The sequence below is a fragment of the Erythrobacter sp. genome (assembly GCF_011765465.1).
Lineage (GTDB): Bacteria > Pseudomonadota > Alphaproteobacteria > Sphingomonadales > Sphingomonadaceae > Erythrobacter.
The window spans coordinates 2,340,399-2,354,836 of the sequence record NZ_CP050265.1; the positions used below are offsets into that span (position 1 = coordinate 2,340,399).

Consider the following 14,438-nt stretch of genomic DNA (forward strand, 5'->3'; position numbering starts at 1 on the left):
TTTGTCCGGACATCTTTACCAAGCATGGCGCGCTGGGCTAGGCAAGCGGGATGATCAGGCACGCCGCCCTCGCCGCTCTCTTCGCCGCCGCCCCGGCGCTTTTTCTTGCCGCCGTCCCGGCGCTTGCAGAGGACCGGCTCGCCCCCGGCATCTGGACCAACACCGAAGACACCTATTTCGCCGAGGAAGAAGGCCGCCAGCGCGCGCCGGACAGGCTCTTCGAGGTCGCCGATGACGGGCGCTGGCGCGCGATCGACGCTTTCGGTGAGCCTCAGGGCGAGTGGAACACCGGCCCGATCCCCGGCCTCGCCCCGCGCGCCGAAGGAGGCTGGCAGGTCGCCGGCAGCGAAATCCGCCGCGCGCGGATGTTCACCTGCTGGCTTTCGGCCCGGAAATTCGCGGGCAAGCCCGACGGCAGCGCCGACTGGACCTTCGCGCGCGGGCTTCGCGTGTTCGACCAGGGCGGGCGCGTGCTCGTCCCCGGCGAGGGCGCCGCGCCCGACGTCACCCTGAGGATGCGAAACGTCACCTGGGCGAAAGGCAGTCGCAATCGCCCGAGCCTCGTGCTGTATGTGCACAAGGACGATAGCGAACGCGCCGAGAGCTACGCTTGGGCCTCGCCCGATGCGAGCCTCGTCGGCATCAACCTGCGCTGGGTGCAGGGCAGCTGCGCGCTCGACGAAGGAGAAGGACAGGCATGAAATCGACCCGCGCCGTAATCCGCGAACATGGCGGCCCCGAAGTGATCGACTGGATCGAGGAAGACGCCCCGGCGCCCGGCCCCGGCGAGGTGCTGATCGAACACGGCGCGGTCGGATTGAATTTCATCGACACCTATCACCGCACAGGGCTTTACCCGGTCGAATTGCCGAGCGGGCTGGGGCTCGAGGCGGCGGGCCGGATCGTCGCCACCGGCGAGGGGGTCACCGACTACGCCGAGGGCGACCGCGTCGCCTATATGGGTCCGGGCCTAGGCGCCTATGCGACCCACCGCGTCATGCCCGCCTCAGCCCTGTTCAAGGTGCCCGACGGGATCTCCGACGAGGTCGCCGCCGCCGCGATCCTCAAGGCCGCGACGACCGAGGGCCTCGTCGACCGCTGCGCCGAGGTGAAATCGGGCGACACCGTCCTGGTCCACGCTGCCGCCGGGGGCGTCGGGCTGATCATGGTGCAATGGCTGAAGGCGATCGGGGCGCACGTCATCGGGACCGTCTCGACCGATGAGAAGGCCAGCCTCGCGCGGGAAGCGGGATGCGACCACGTCATCCGCTACGACGAGGAAGAGATCGCCCCGCGCGTGCGGGAAATCACCGAGGGCGCGGGCGTTCCGGTGGTGCTCGACGGGGTGGGCAAGGACACCTTCATGGCCTCGCTCGACAGCCTTTCGCCGCGCGGGCTGCTGGTGAGTTTCGGCAACGCGAGCGGGCCGGTCGACGGGGTCAATCTCGGCATCCTCGCGCAGAAGGGCTCGCTTTTCGTCACTCGCCCGACGCTGTTCCACTACTACGCCACGCCCGAGGAGCGCGAGGCCGGCATGGGGCGCGTCTGGGAGATGATCGGCAGCGGCAAGGTCAAGGTGACGGTCGGCCAGACCTATCCGCTGTCCGAAGCCGCGCAGGCGCACCGCGATCTCGAGGCGCGCCGCACCACCGGATCGACGGTGCTGGTCCCGTGAAGCGCCTGTTGCTCCCCCTCGCCGCGTTTGCGCTGCTGTCCTGCGCCACCGCCGAGCCGCCGCTCGCTGCGACGCCGACCAACGAGCAGTCCCCCGCCGGGCTGGTCGAGGCGGGGGCGCATTGGCAGGTGCTTTACGAGGCGGGCGAATGGGACGAGCTGCGCAGGCTCTACACCGACGATGCCGTGCTGATGACGCAGGGCCAGGCAAAGATCGAAGGCGCGGATGCGATCCTCGCCTTCCTCCAGCGCCTGTCGAAGATGGGCGCGGACGTCACCTTCCGCTTCGCGCCCGAGGAGGCAGTGGTCGAAGGCGATCTCGGCTTCGTAACGGCGAAATACCGGATGGACATAACCTTCCCCGGCAAGGAGCCGAGCGTGGTCGTGGGGCGCAGCTTCCTCGTCTACAAGTGGCAGGACGGCCGCTGGAAGCTGTGGCGAGACATCGACAATTTCGCGCCCGACGTGACGGCGGACGATTTCGCGCGCTAGGCGCGGCTCACTTCTTCCACGCCGCGCCGCCGACCCAGTCGCCCGCGACGGCCATGAACTGGTCGGCGCGGATGGCCTGCCATACGCCCGCGCGGAAATAGGGATCGGCCTCGAACAGGACGCGGGCCTCCGCCTCGTCCTCCGCCTTGATCACCAGCAGCGAGCCCACCGTCGCCTCGCCCTGCTTGAGCGGCCCGGCAACCGCATAGCGTTCGATATTGGCTTCGACATGGGCGAGGTGATCGGCAAGGAAACGGGTGCGCAGTTCCTCGCCCTGTTCGCCGTCGCGGCAATAGAAGGCGTAGAGTGTCATGTCCCCACCTCTACGCATTCGACCAGCTCTCCGCCAGCGCCGATCGCGCATCCCGCGCGCCGCCCCTCGTAAAGCGCGCCCTCGCGCGGAGCGGGCGGGGCAAGCCAATCCACCGAACACGCATCGAGATCGTCGACCGCCAGCGTCACCAGCGCATTGCCGGGCGGCAGCATCCCCACGTGGCGCGCGCGGGGGGCGGCCTCGGGCGGGTAATCATCGACCTCGACGATCGGCATCCGCCCGTGGCTGACCATGGTGATCGTCGTCTGCGTGTCGGGAGCGAGGCCGAAGGCGTCGTTGATCATGCTGTAGGGCAAGGTGTAGTCCTCGCCTCGCCTGAGGCCCAGCCGATCGACATACCACGCGATGCTCGCCTCGCGGTCCGGAGTCGCCAGAACGACGATGAAGATGCGATCCACCGGCGATCCCGCACGCGGCAGGTCGGTGTCGGGCAGGTCGCCGAGCACCTGGTTGAGATAGACCATTTCGCGTCCCGGCCCCAGCGCCTGCATCGGGATGAAGGCGGGCTCGATGTTCTCGAGCACCTTGGGCGGGCCGACGATCTGGAAGAGGTCTTCGGGAAGCGCCTCGGGCCAGTGCCAGACGTCCTCGACCGTGGTTTCGAAGGCGGCCCAGCCATAGGTCGTGGTCGGCTTGAAATCGGGGTGGTCGGGCTGTTCGACCAGCCGGAACCAGCACGGCGCCCCGCTTTTCGGGCGCAGCACGGCATAGCGCGAGCCCGCATTGGCCGGGCAGCCCCAACTCGCCGCGAGGGCTTCGGAAAGTTCGCCGCGCTCGACAAGGTCGAGGCCGAGAACGTCGCGGTAGGCGGCAAGGCCGCGCTCGAGATCGGGCAGGGTCGAAAGCCCGCCGAGGATCGTGCCGTGGGGAATGGTCATTCGCTGCCTCCGAATTGCGGCTTGCGCTTCTCGACGAAGGCGCTGGTCCCTTCGAGGAAGTCGGGGCCGGTGAAAGCCTCGGCGAAAATGCGCAGGGTGTCGGCGTCGTCCTCTGCCTGCCCGTCCAGCACGCGGCGCACGAAACGCTTGGTCTCGCGGATCGAATGCGGGCTTGCGGCGAGCAATTGCTCGACCAGGGTGTCGGGCGTGTCGGCCATGACCTCGATCAGCCCGATGCGTAGGGCTTCCTCCGCGCTCACCAGCCCGCCGGTGTAGAGGATGCGCTTGGCCTGCCCCGGCCCGACGAGGTCGGTCAGCAGCTTCACATCGTGCAGCGGATAGACGAGCCCGAGCTTGGCGGGCGTGATGCCGAAGCGCGCTTTTTCGGTGGCCACCCGCAGGTCGCAGGCGAGCGCGATGCCGCAGCCGCCGCCGATGCAGTCACCCTCGATGAAGGCGAGCGTCGGCAGGGGATGCCGGGCGAGTTCGTACTGCACCCGGTTGATCGCCCGCTGGTTCGCGCGCCGCCATTCGGCGTCGTCCTTGTTCGCCAGCAGTTCCTTAATGTCCGCGCCCGCGCAGAACGCGCTGCCCGGCTGGGCCGAGCGCACGACCAGCAATCGCAGGTCGGGATTGGCCGCCGCTTCGTCGAGCAGGCCCGGCAACTCCTCCCACATCGCCATGTTGAAGGCGTTGCGCTTGTCCACCCGGTCGATCAGCAGGTGACCGAGCGCGCCGTCGATCTCGAGCCGCACGCTCATGCCGGGTGAGTTTCCATGAAGTGGTCCGCGATGGCTTTGCGGGTCGTCACCCACACGCCTTCGTGTGCGCGGACATGGCGGAAGAATTCCTCCAGCGCCCAGATCCGTCCGGGTCGCCCGATGATGCGAAGGTGCAGGCCGAGGCTCATCATCTTGGGATTGCCCTCCTCGCCCTCGCGGTAGACCTGGTCGAAATTGGCCTTGGCATAATCGAGCCACTGGTGCGGGGTGAGCGCGGGGTCGGTCCACATCTTCATGTCGTTGTTATCGAGCTGGTAGGGGACGATGCACATTGGTTTTCCGGGGACGGTCTCGCGGTCCCAGAAGGGCACGTCGCCGCTGTAATCGTCCATGTGGTAGGTGAAACCCTCCTCGCTCAGCAGCCGCCGCGTGTTGTCGGTGAGGAGGTAGCGCGACAGCCAGCCATGGGGGCGCACGCCGCAGGTCTTTTCGATGCTGGTCACGGCCTTGCGGATGAAATCGCGCTCGGCCTCCTCGTCCATCTTGAACTGGTGGACCCAGCGCCAGCCGTGGCTGACGGGTTCGTGGCCGAGCTCGACAATCGCCTCCGCGATCTCGGGGTGGTTTTCGAGGGAGAGCGCGGCGACCGTCCAGCTCGCCATGATGTCGTAGCGCTTGAGCAGCTTGACGATCCGCGGCGCGCCCGCCTTGATCCCGTAGAGATAATTGGATTCATTGGAATAATTGCGCATCTTCGACTTCACGAAGACGCCCAGTTCGTCGACCGGCTCCATCCCGCGGTCGCCGCGGGCGATGGTCATCTCGCTGCCTTCCTCGACATTGACGACGACCGAAAGCGCCATCTTCGCGCCGCCGGGCCAGTCGATCCGTTCTTCCTGCATTGTTTTTTCCTCGCTTACGCTCGGGTGGACCTAGCCAGCCCGCTCCCCCGCCCTTCCACCCGGATCGTGACCGGTATTTCGGTTGGAAAGGCGGGGGAGCGGGCTGGCCGGGCAAACGTTCAAAATCAGTGCATCTCCTCCCCGCCCGAGACGTTGAGCGCCTCGCCCGTGACGTAGAAAGCGTCCTCGCTCGCGAGCCACAGGCACGCCGCCGCGGTGTCCGAGGGCAGGCCCGGCCGGCCCATCGGGTTCTTCGCGCTCATGTTGGCGAGGTAGTCCTCGACCGTCTCGAAGCCGAGCAGCCTGGAGAAATATTCGTTCTGCTTCGCCCCCAGCCCGGTGGTGACATGGTTGGGACAAACGGCGTTGACCGTGATCCCGTGCGCGCCGAGTTCGACCGCGGAGGCGCGCGTCAGGCCCACCATTCCGTGCTTGGACGAGACATAGGCGGGCAGGTGCGGGAAGCCCGATTTCGCGGCCTGCGAGGCGATGTTGATGATCCGCCCGCCCTTTCCGCGCTCGACCATCGCGCGTGCGGCGGCCTGCGTGCCGTAGAACGCGCCCGACAGGTTGACGGCGATGACCTTGTCCCATTCCTCCGCCGTGTCGACCTCGAGCAGCGGCTTCATCTTGAAGCCGATCCCGGCATTGTTGACGAAGACATCCACCCCGCCGAATTCGGCCACAGCGGCGGCCACCAGCGCGCGGCATTGCCCGACTTCGGAAACGTCGCAGGCGACCGCAAGCACCTTCGCCCCGCGAGAGCGCAGTTCCTCGGCGACCTCTTCGGCTTCCGCGTCGATCGCTACATCCGACACGACGCAGTTCGCGCCCTCGTCGGCGAAGGCCCGCAGGATGCCCTGTCCCAGCCCCTTCTGCTTGCCCGAACCGGTGACGACGATGGTTTTGCCAGCGAAACGCGCCATCTTACAGGTCCTCGGTCAGGATGAATTGCGGCGCGTCGGCAAAACCCTGGAAAGGCGCGGCGGCGGCCTGGAAGTCCTCGGTCGAAATGTCGGCGACGAATGCGTCCATCCCGGTCACGTCGATGATCTCGATGTATTCGAAATGCGGCTTCGCATTCTCATCCCCGAACACGCCCACCGACTTGTGCACGGTGAAGCTGGTGACCGAGCCGAGGCCGTTCACGGTCGGCAGGTCGCGGGTCTTCGCCCATTCCTCGTATTCGGCGACGTCGACGCCGGGCTTCAGGTTGAACAGGCAGATGATGCGCATGGGTTCAGGCTCCTTGCTTGGGCGGGCGGTATGCGCCCAGTTGTTCGTCGAGTGTGCGGGCGAGCGCGAAGAGGCCCGCTTCGGCTCCCTCCGGCCCGACGATCTGGACGCCGATGGGCAGGCCGTCCCCGGTCCATCCGGCGGGGATGCTCAGCGCGGGCAATCCCGCGATATTGGCGAGGCAGGTGAAATCGGCCTGCTCGGCGGGCTCGCGCTCGGCGTGGGGGAAAGGCGGGTTGGGGACCGTGGGCAGGATGAGAAAGCCGTGGCGCTCGACCGCAGCCCGCACCTCGTCGCGTGTCGTATCCAGGATAGCGCGGTCCTGCTCCCTGTCGTCCGCGCTGCGCTTCGGGCCGTAGGTCAGCAGCTTGGCGAGGTGGTCCGACACCGCGACCCCTGCAAGATGCGCGGCCATGGCCTTCGACACGCCGATGAAGCCGGCGAAGCGGATGCGGCTGCAGGGATGGGAGAGGCTCTCGACCTCGGGCTCGGCGTCCATGTCGTGCACGAGCTTGGCGAAGACGCGCAGCACCTCGCGGTGGATCTCGACGCCATGCTCGGCAAGCGTCGCGCCGTGGCCTTCGATGGGCGCTTCGCCGAAATCGCTCATCATCCGTGCGACGCGTTCGAGCGTGTGGAGATCGCGCGCCAGCGGTCCGATCGCGTCGAGCGACAGGTCGGCGGGTTCGAGCCCGTCCTGGCTCACGCGGGCCGTGGCGGGCTTGAAGCCATAGACCCCGCAATGCGCCGCCGGGATGCGGACCGAGCCCATCGTGTCTGTGCCGAGCGCCACGTCGCACAGCCCCGCCGCCACAGCCGCGCCGCTCCCTCCGGAAGAGCCGCCGGGAGAATACCCGTGGCGATGCGGGTTTTGCACGGGGCCGAAATGCGGATTGTCGGTCTTCGCGCCGAGCGCGCCTTCCTCCATGTTGAGAATGCCGGTGATCGCCGCGCCAGCTTCGCGCAGGGCCTTCACGACCGCCGCATCCTCGTTCGCGATGCGGTCCTTCCACGAACCGATCCCGGCATGGAAGGGCATCCCCTTGACCGCGATGTTCGCCTTCACGCCGACCGTCATCCCGGCGAGCGGGCGCTCGCCGCCGGTCGCGGTCTCGTCGCGGAAAAGGAAGGCGTTGTAGCGGTCGAGCATGGCTCTAGAGTCCCCGCTCGTCGATCAGGCGCAGCGGCTTCTGGCGGGTGTCGATCTCGGTCGCCTTCGCAGTGCCGCCGGGTTCGACCAGCACCACGTCGACCTCGACCCCCAACCCGCGCCGCAGCGTCTCGGCGAGTTCGCCCCTATCGCTCCCGCCGCGGCTTTCGAGCGTCACGGTCATCGTGTCCTTCTGGCTCGCGTCGCGCCTCAGGTGACAGACATATTCGCCCGTCAGGTCGGCGCGGTTCTCGATGATCGCGCCGATGGCGTGGGGGAAGACGTTGATGCCGCGCAGCTTCACCATGTTGTCGCTGCGGCCCTTGAAGCCCGCGATGCGCTTGAACACGATCTCGCCGCGCCCATCGAGTTCATGCGTCACGTCATGCGTGTTGAAGCGGATGCAGGGCGCGATGTCGTCCTTGTAGAGGCAGGTCACGACCATGTCCCCGGTCCCGCCCTGCGCGACGGGCTCGCCCGTGTCGACGTCGAGCAGTTCGAGATATTGCGCGTCCTCCCAGACATACATCCCGTCGCGCTCCGGCCCCTCGCCCGCGATGGTGCCGGTGTCGCCGACGCCGTACCAGTCATAAGCCTTCGCGCCATGCCACGCGGCCTCGGTCGAGGCGCGGTCCTCGGTCCCGAGATGGCCGATGATCATGCGTATATTGATCTTGTCGAACAGCCCCTCGGCCTCGGCGGTCTCGGCGAGCTTCCTGATGTAATCGACGAAGCCGACGATGGTGGTGACGCCGAAATCGGCCATCAGGCGGACCTGGTTGACGCTGCGGGTCTCGATGCCGGTCCCCGCGGACAGGAACACGCTGTTGGTGAAATGAGTCACCGCTTCGCGGATATAGTGCCCGCCGTTGATCATCCCGTGGCCGTAGACCGAATGGACCACGTCGGTCGGCTCCAGCCCCATCCAGCGATACATCCGGCCGACCAGCAGGTTGCCGACCTCGCGGCCCTTCGGGCCGAACATCAGCACCTGCGGCTTGCCGGTCGTGCCGGAAGTGGTGTGGAAGATCGTCGGCGGACGCGTCGCGGGATCGCCCATGCCGTGAAAATCGCCATAGGGCGGGTATTCGGCGATCGAGGCCATGAGGTCGCTCTTGTCGTAGACCGGCAGCTTGGTGATGTCCTCAAGGCCCCGGATGTCGCCCGGCTCGATGCCCTTCTCGCCCCACAGGCGGCGGTAGAACGGCACCTGCCAGCCGCGCTCCATCAGGCGCCGGAACTGCGCGTCCTGAATGGCGAAAAGCTCGTCGCGGCTCATGGAGGTGTAGCGCGCGGTGAAGGCGTCGCCGATGGGATAGTCCCTGAGGAGCTGCTCGTGGTCGAGCGCTTCGAAGAAGGTCGGATAGGTCATGCTTGTCCCGTGAAATAGCCAAGGGGATCATCGAAAATGCGCGGGTCGGCGTCGGCGGGCGCGAGGTCGCGGGCGAGGTCGGCCTTCGCCTTAGCCTGCGCCCCGGTGAGCGGATTGCCCGGGCTGCCGAGCGTATGCGCGATGGCGTGGGTTTCGCTGCGACCATCGGTGAGGGTCACGGTGAGGCGCTGCGGGAAGAGCGCGTTCGGATCCTCATTACCGTCCGGAACCAGCGCGATGCGGCGCGCAAGAGCGCCGAGCCGCTCGTCCGCCATGTGCTCCGGCGTGAAGCGGCGCGGGTCGATCACCCCGTCCGCCAGCATCAGCGCGCCCAGCCATTGCAGGCAGAGCCGCGCATAGGCGGGCGTCATATCGGGGGAATAGGGCCGCGCGACGAGGCGGCGGATGAGCGGCGGGCAGGCGAGTTCGATCCGCTCGACCGCGCCGGGATCCAGCGCCAGTTCCTGCAGCTTGCCGAGCGCGGCGTGGCTTGCCCGGCCCGACGGGAAGGGCTTCACGCTGACTTCGGATATGCGCCAGACCCTGCCGAGGTCGCGCGTGTAGGTCGCAAGGTCGCCCTCGTCGAACAGGCGGAAATAGCCGAATTCGCCCTCCAGCGGGTCCTTCGGGCCGGGAAAGCCGGCTTTCGCAAGGTCGCTCGCCGTGACCGCCGCGCGCGCGGCATTGGCGATCTGGAAGGGGAGCGTCGCCAGCCCCTCGACATGGGGCTGCATCGTGCCTGCCGCGCTCGAATAGGCAAGGCCGAGAGTGTCGTCCATCGGCACGCCGTCGATCCGCGCGACGGCCAGCGCCGCACCGATCACCCCCGCCGTGGCGGGGCGGAAGAAGCTGAGGCCGCTTGTCGCGGCAAGGCCGAGGCCGGAGGCGACATCCACCCCGACGGCGAGCGCGGCGAGCGCCTCGTCCGCCGCGCATCCCCCGCCCCGGTCGATCGCCGCTCCGAGCGCTGCAACCACGGTGGACAGCGCATGGACGACGGCGGGTTCGTGCACCGCGTCCCATTCGAGGCAGTGCACGCGGTATCCGTTGACGAAGGCCGCGGCGGGTGCGGGCAGGCGGCCGGGCGAGCCGATCAGGCGCGCATCGCCGCCCGCTCCCATCGCCTCGGCCGCCTCGCGGATCGCCTCTGCCCCGGGAGCCATCGCCCCCGCCGCGCCGACGGCAAGCGTGTCGGCCAGCAGGCGCTCGGCATCGGCGCGGACGCTTTCGGGCAGCACATGGGCCGCGCGCGCGAAATCGAGGAGGTCAGCCGTAGCGCTCACCGTATCCACTCCTCGAGCATGGTGTCGATTTCCGCCGCGTCGTCGCCTTCGAGCGCGAGCCGCACCGCGCGCTCCGCCTCGGCTTTCGGCAACCCACCCCAGCGCGCGAGGCTGTGCATCTTGGCGACGATCCGCTCCTCGCTCACCGGGCGCTCCGGGTCTCCCAGCGTATCGACCAGTTCGCACCCGTTCACGCGCGCCCCGAAATGCGCCGGGTAACGGGCGGTGAACTCGGCCCCTTCCGCGACCGTCACCTGCGCGCGCAGGCCCGCAAGCGCGGCAATGGCTTCCTTGGTGAAATCCTCCGGCTCCGCCTCGCGCCCATCCGCGACCACGGCCACGGCGTGCTGGAGCGAGAATTTCGCCTCAAGCTCGGTCGTCGGATCGGGCCGGTCGCAGAAGGTCAGAGCGTCGCGGAAGGTTTCGACGGAGAAGGGCGGCTCCAATTTGCCCGCGCGGCGCAATTCCATCGCCGCGTCGATCGCCGGGTGCGCGTGGCGGCAGGCGGCGAAGGGCTTGAAGCTGACCGTGTCGATCAGCCAGCCGTCACCGTTGCGGGCCAACTCGCCCGGCTCCTTCGTCATCGCGGCGAAGAGCCCCTGCGGCCCCTCGAGCAGGCGCTGCGGCCCCGTCGCCCCGTAATGAACGTGCAGCGCCGCGTTGCGCCCCGTGCTGACCGCGTGAAAGATGTGCCACTGCTTCGTCAGGACGTCGTCGTGCCGCATATGCCACAGGCCGCCCGCGACCGATCCCGCATTGCCCAGCGCATTGGCGTATTCGACCGGCGCGAAACCGAGCAGCGAACCGAAGGCGGCGCAGGCTCCGAACACGCCCATCGTCGCCGTGGGATGCCAATGCGCGTAGTGGTGCGCATCGAAGGCCGCGCCAATCGCGATCATCGCCTCGTAGCCGCGCACCGCCGCATCGAGCCGGGTGTCCATGTCGGCGGCCGAAAGGCTCAGCGCGGCGGGCCACACGACCGGGCCGGGATGGAGCAGGCTCGTGCGGTGCACGTCATCCATCTCGAGCACATTGCCGAGATAGGTCGCCCGCTCCCACCCGCGCGAGGAAATCGACGCGCCCAGCGCCCCCGCCTCCTCCTGGCGCGCCCCCGCGACGCAGGCGAGCCAGTCCAGCAGGTGGAACCGAGCGCGCTCTCGCTCGCTTTTAGCGGGAGGCCGCGCTAAGCTCGCGGCAAGCAAGGCCAGCAGCGGCTCGCTCATCGCGCCGCCGCCTGCCGGACAAAGGGTCGATGGAGCGAGAATTGGCGACCACTGCCAGGGACAAGAAGGGCCAGCGAACGCCGCGCTACCTGCAGCTTGCTGGCGAACTGCGCGAGGCGATCCTCGCGGGCGAATTTGCGGGCGGCAAGCAGTTCCCGACCGAAACGGCGCTCTGTGCCCGCTACGACGTCAGCCGTTTCACCGTGCGCGAGGCTCTGCGCCGGCTCGAGGCCGAGGGGCTGATCCAGCGTCGCCGCGGTTCGGGCACGACGGTCCAACCGGCGGCCGCGCGCGGCGGGGCGCTGCACCAGCCGCTTTCCAACGTGGGCGAGCTGCTGCAATATGCGCGCGGCAGCGAAGTGACCTATGAAGAGGTCGAATGCGGCGCGCTTCCCCCCGAAGTGGCGGAACAGATCGGCGAACCGGTGACGGGCGAATGGATGTGCTTTCGCGGCACGCGGCGGCAGGCGGAGGATTCGCTCCCCATCGCCGTCACCGACGCCTATTTCCACGAATATCTCGGAGAAGCCCCGCGCGAGCTCGACCTTGCGGCGGGCACGCTGTTCAGCCAGATCGAACGGATCGCGGGTGTGCGCATCGGCAAGGTCACGCAGGACATCCAGGCGATCCCCGCCGACGCCGCCACGGCCGAGGCGCTCGCAATCGACGAGGCGAGCCCGGTCCTGCGCATCCTGCGCTGCTATTACGACCCCGACGGTCGCCTGTTCGAAATCTCGGTGAGCCACCACCCCGGCGACCGCTTCGCCTACGCGATGCATATCGACGTCGAGGGGTAGCGCACTTCTCATCCCGGCTGCCCGCCTTTCGCCGGGACGGGCGCGGGCTTCCAGTCCTCCCCGGCGAACCGGATCGGCGGCGCGATGTGGCGCCCCCCGCCTGTCGCCTCGACGATAAGGCCGCGCTCGGCCACGTGAGGCTCGTCGAAGGCTTCGCGGAAATCGAGCACGGGGGAGAAGGCGACGTCCTTGTCCGCGAACCATTCGACCCATTCGGCGCGGGTCTTTGCGGCAAAGGTTTCGCGCAGGAAGGCGATCAGCTCGCCCTGCTCGCCCGCCGGGGCTTCGGCGAGCGGCAGGAGATCCTCGCGCCCGAGGGCGGTGAGCAGGTTCTTCGCGAACTTGATCTCGCGCCCGCCGAGGACGACGTGGCGATCATCGGCGGTCTTGTAGACTTGGTAGAAGCCCGCCCCGCCGAGGCTGCGCTGCGAAGCGGATTTCGGGCTCTCGCCTCCCGCGATCGCGCTGCCCGCCGTATGCGCGCACCACGGCAGCAGGCTGTCGAACATCGCGCAATCGAGATAGGCACCCTCGCCGGACCGCTCGCGCCCGATGAGCGCCATGAGCACGCCCGAAAGCGCCGTCAGCCCGGCGGCGAGGTCGGCGCTCGGCGCGCCGGGCACCACGGGCGTGCCGTCCGGCCCGTCATTGACGCTGAGGAAGCCGGCGAGCGCCTGCACCGCCATGTCGTGCGCGGGATGGTGGGCGAGCGCGCCTTCCTGCCCGAAGGCGGAGATAGAGCAATAGACGATGGCCGGATTGATCGCCTTTACCGCCTCGTAGTCGAAGCCGAGCCGCTTCATCACGCCGGGGCGGAAGCCCTCGACGAAGACATCGGCCCCGGCGATCAGGTCGCGCAGCGTCGCCTTGCCGTCCTCGCTCTTGAGGTCGAGCACGACGCTCTTCTTGCCGCGATTGAGATTGGCAAACCAGACCGAGTGCTCCTCGCCGCCATAGGTGTCGAAGGGGGCCTGATCGCGCGCCGGATCCCCCGCAGCGGGTTCGACCTTGATCACCTCGGCCCCGTGATCGGCCATCATCACCGTCATCATCGGTCCCGGCAGGAACTGCGTGAGATCGACGACCTTTATCCCTGAAAGCTTTCCCATTCTCTCCCCTCGTCCGTTCTCAGACCACGCCGCGGGCGCGCAGGTCCGCAATCGCGTCGGGGTCATAGCCGAGATCGGCGAGGATGGAATCATTGTCCGCGCCCAGCAGCGGTGCGGCGCGATTGGGCGGGCGCTGGCCGTCGAACTTGAGCGGGCTTGCAAGGATCTGGAGGTCGGCCTTGTCGGGGTGCGGGATTTCCTCGCGCATACCCACCTTGCGCAGCCACGGATTGTCGAGCGCGTCGCCCAGCGTATAGACCGGCGCGACCGGCACGTGGCCCGCGAGCAGTTCCTGCCAGTGCGCCATCGGCTGTTTCGCGAATTCCTCGTCGAGGATGGCAGTCAGCGTCTCGCGGTTCGCCAGCCGGTCGGCATTGTCGGCGAAGCGCGGGTCGTCCTTGAGATCTTCGCGCCCCATGCGGGTGACGAGGATGTCCCAGAACTTGGGCAGCTGGCACATCACGAACATCCAGCCATCGGCGGCCTTGAACATCTGGCTGGGCGTCGCCGTGGGATGGGCGCTGCGCGGCGTGCGCTGGGTTTCGTCGCCATGGTTCATGTACCACAGCGCGGGATAGCTCGTCTGGTGGACAGCGGCTGCGAGCAGGTCGGTGTCGACATCGCGCCCGATGCCACTGCGCTGCGCATCGACCAGCGCGCCGAGCAGCCCGATGCAGAAGATCGTGCCGGTCATGAAATCGACCATCGACAGGCCCATGCGCTGCGGCTCGCCGCCCGGTTCGCCGGTGACGGCGCAGTATCCCGCCTCCGCCTGCATCAGGTAATCATAGCCCGGCCATTTCGCGCGCTCGTTGTCGCGGCCGTAGGCAGACAGGTGCGCACAGACGATCGCCGGGTTCACGTCCTTCAATGCGGCATAGTCGAGCCCCAGCCGCGCGGGCAGGTCTCCGCGCATATTGTTGGCGACGACGTGGCTTTCGGCGGCGAGCTGCCGCAGGATCGCCTGGCCCTCGTCCGTCCTCATGTCGAGCGTGAGCGAACGCTTGTTGAGGTTGAAGCTCTGGAAATAGGTGCTTTCACCGGGCCTCAGGTAATGCGGGCCCACGGCGCGCGCCGTGTCGCCGCCGCCGCGCCGCTTGCCGTCGGGGCCGGGCTTGCCGGGCGGTTCGATCTTGATGACCTCGGCTCCCATCTGGGCGAGGAACATCGTGCCGTATGGTCCGGCGCCGTATTGCTCGGCGCTGATGACGCGAAAGCCCTTGAGGGGCAGGCGATCCGGGGGACAGTGCACCGCGCTCGCCCCGC

The 14,438-nt window shown here is 68.1% G+C and carries 16 protein-coding genes; 4 read left to right on the forward strand and 12 right to left on the reverse strand.

The features are described from left to right. Nucleotides 1-50 precede the first annotated feature (50 nt). The 3 genes from G9473_RS11195 to G9473_RS11205 are packed head-to-tail and all read left to right on the forward strand — an operon-like array spanning nt 51 to nt 2,166. Nucleotides 51-701: a hypothetical protein gene (locus G9473_RS11195; RefSeq protein ID WP_291133384.1), complete on the forward strand. Its 651-nt coding sequence runs from the start codon at nt 51-53 to the stop codon at nt 699-701. Further along, on the forward strand, nt 698-1,675 hold the full coding sequence (locus G9473_RS11200) for a quinone oxidoreductase (protein ID WP_291133386.1): 978 nt from the start codon (nt 698-700) through the stop codon (nt 1,673-1,675). The genes G9473_RS11195 and G9473_RS11200 overlap by 4 nt, the downstream gene beginning before the upstream one ends. Next, on the forward strand, nt 1,672-2,166 hold the full coding sequence (locus tag G9473_RS11205) for a nuclear transport factor 2 family protein (RefSeq protein WP_291133388.1): 495 nt from the start codon (nt 1,672-1,674) through the stop codon (nt 2,164-2,166). Before G9473_RS11200 ends, G9473_RS11205 begins: the two co-directional genes overlap by 4 nt. Before the next feature lie 7 nt (nt 2,167-2,173). Here G9473_RS11205 and G9473_RS11210 read toward each other — a convergent pair whose 3' ends face one another. The 10 genes from G9473_RS11210 to G9473_RS11255 all read right to left on the reverse strand — a co-directional run bounded on the left by G9473_RS11210 (nt 2,174) and on the right by G9473_RS11255 (nt 11,266). Next, on the reverse strand, nt 2,174-2,479 hold the full coding sequence (locus G9473_RS11210; RefSeq protein ID WP_291133390.1) for a YciI family protein: 306 nt from the start codon (nt 2,477-2,479) through the stop codon (nt 2,174-2,176). Then, nucleotides 2,476-3,378: a VOC family protein gene (locus G9473_RS11215; protein WP_291133391.1), complete on the reverse strand. Its 903-nt coding sequence runs from the start codon at nt 3,376-3,378 to the stop codon at nt 2,476-2,478. Before G9473_RS11215 ends, G9473_RS11210 begins: the two co-directional genes overlap by 4 nt. Then, a complete protein-coding gene (locus G9473_RS11220) occupies nt 3,375-4,139 on the reverse strand; it encodes an enoyl-CoA hydratase-related protein (protein ID WP_291133392.1) in 765 nt (254 codons plus the stop codon). Before G9473_RS11220 ends, G9473_RS11215 begins: the two co-directional genes overlap by 4 nt. Then, nucleotides 4,136-5,002, reverse strand: a complete 867-nt coding sequence (locus G9473_RS11225; protein WP_291133394.1) for a polysaccharide deacetylase family protein — start codon at nt 5,000-5,002, stop codon at nt 4,136-4,138. Before G9473_RS11225 ends, G9473_RS11220 begins: the two co-directional genes overlap by 4 nt. A 125-nt stretch (nt 5,003-5,127) precedes the next feature. Further along, nucleotides 5,128-5,928, reverse strand: coding sequence for an SDR family NAD(P)-dependent oxidoreductase (locus G9473_RS11230; protein WP_291133396.1), 801 nt, complete (start codon nt 5,926-5,928; stop codon nt 5,128-5,130). A 1-nt stretch (nt 5,929) separates the two neighbouring features. Continuing rightward, a complete protein-coding gene (locus tag G9473_RS11235; RefSeq protein ID WP_291133398.1) occupies nt 5,930-6,238 on the reverse strand; it encodes an REDY-like protein HapK in 309 nt (102 codons plus the stop codon). 4 nt (nt 6,239-6,242) lie between these two features. After that, complete coding sequence (locus G9473_RS11240) at nt 6,243-7,388, reverse strand: amidase (RefSeq protein ID WP_291133400.1); 1,146 nt, start codon at nt 7,386-7,388, stop codon at nt 6,243-6,245. 4 nt (nt 7,389-7,392) lie between these two features. Further along, nucleotides 7,393-8,760: a phenylacetate--CoA ligase family protein gene (locus G9473_RS11245; protein WP_291133402.1), complete on the reverse strand. Its 1,368-nt coding sequence runs from the start codon at nt 8,758-8,760 to the stop codon at nt 7,393-7,395. Continuing rightward, nucleotides 8,757-10,043, reverse strand: a complete 1,287-nt coding sequence (locus tag G9473_RS11250; protein WP_291133404.1) for an MmgE/PrpD family protein — start codon at nt 10,041-10,043, stop codon at nt 8,757-8,759. Before G9473_RS11250 ends, G9473_RS11245 begins: the two co-directional genes overlap by 4 nt. After that, a complete protein-coding gene (locus tag G9473_RS11255) occupies nt 10,040-11,266 on the reverse strand; it encodes an MmgE/PrpD family protein (protein ID WP_291133406.1) in 1,227 nt (408 codons plus the stop codon). The genes G9473_RS11250 and G9473_RS11255 overlap by 4 nt, the downstream gene beginning before the upstream one ends. A 41-nt stretch (nt 11,267-11,307) precedes the next feature. Between G9473_RS11255 and G9473_RS11260 the strand changes: the two genes are divergently transcribed. After that, complete coding sequence (locus G9473_RS11260) at nt 11,308-12,063, forward strand: GntR family transcriptional regulator (protein WP_291133408.1); 756 nt, start codon at nt 11,308-11,310, stop codon at nt 12,061-12,063. An 8-nt stretch (nt 12,064-12,071) separates the two neighbouring features. On the opposite strand, the gene G9473_RS11265 is transcribed toward G9473_RS11260, so the two are convergent. Together G9473_RS11265 and G9473_RS11270 are read right to left on the reverse strand one after the other, a co-directional pair. Continuing rightward, entirely contained in the window at nt 12,072-13,172 is a 1,101-nt protein-coding gene (locus G9473_RS11265) for a CoA transferase (protein ID WP_291133410.1), read from the reverse strand. 19 nt (nt 13,173-13,191) lie between these two features. After that, nucleotides 13,192-14,424, reverse strand: coding sequence for a CoA transferase (locus G9473_RS11270; RefSeq protein ID WP_291133412.1), 1,233 nt, complete (start codon nt 14,422-14,424; stop codon nt 13,192-13,194). Nucleotides 14,425-14,438: the final 14 nt, after the last annotated feature.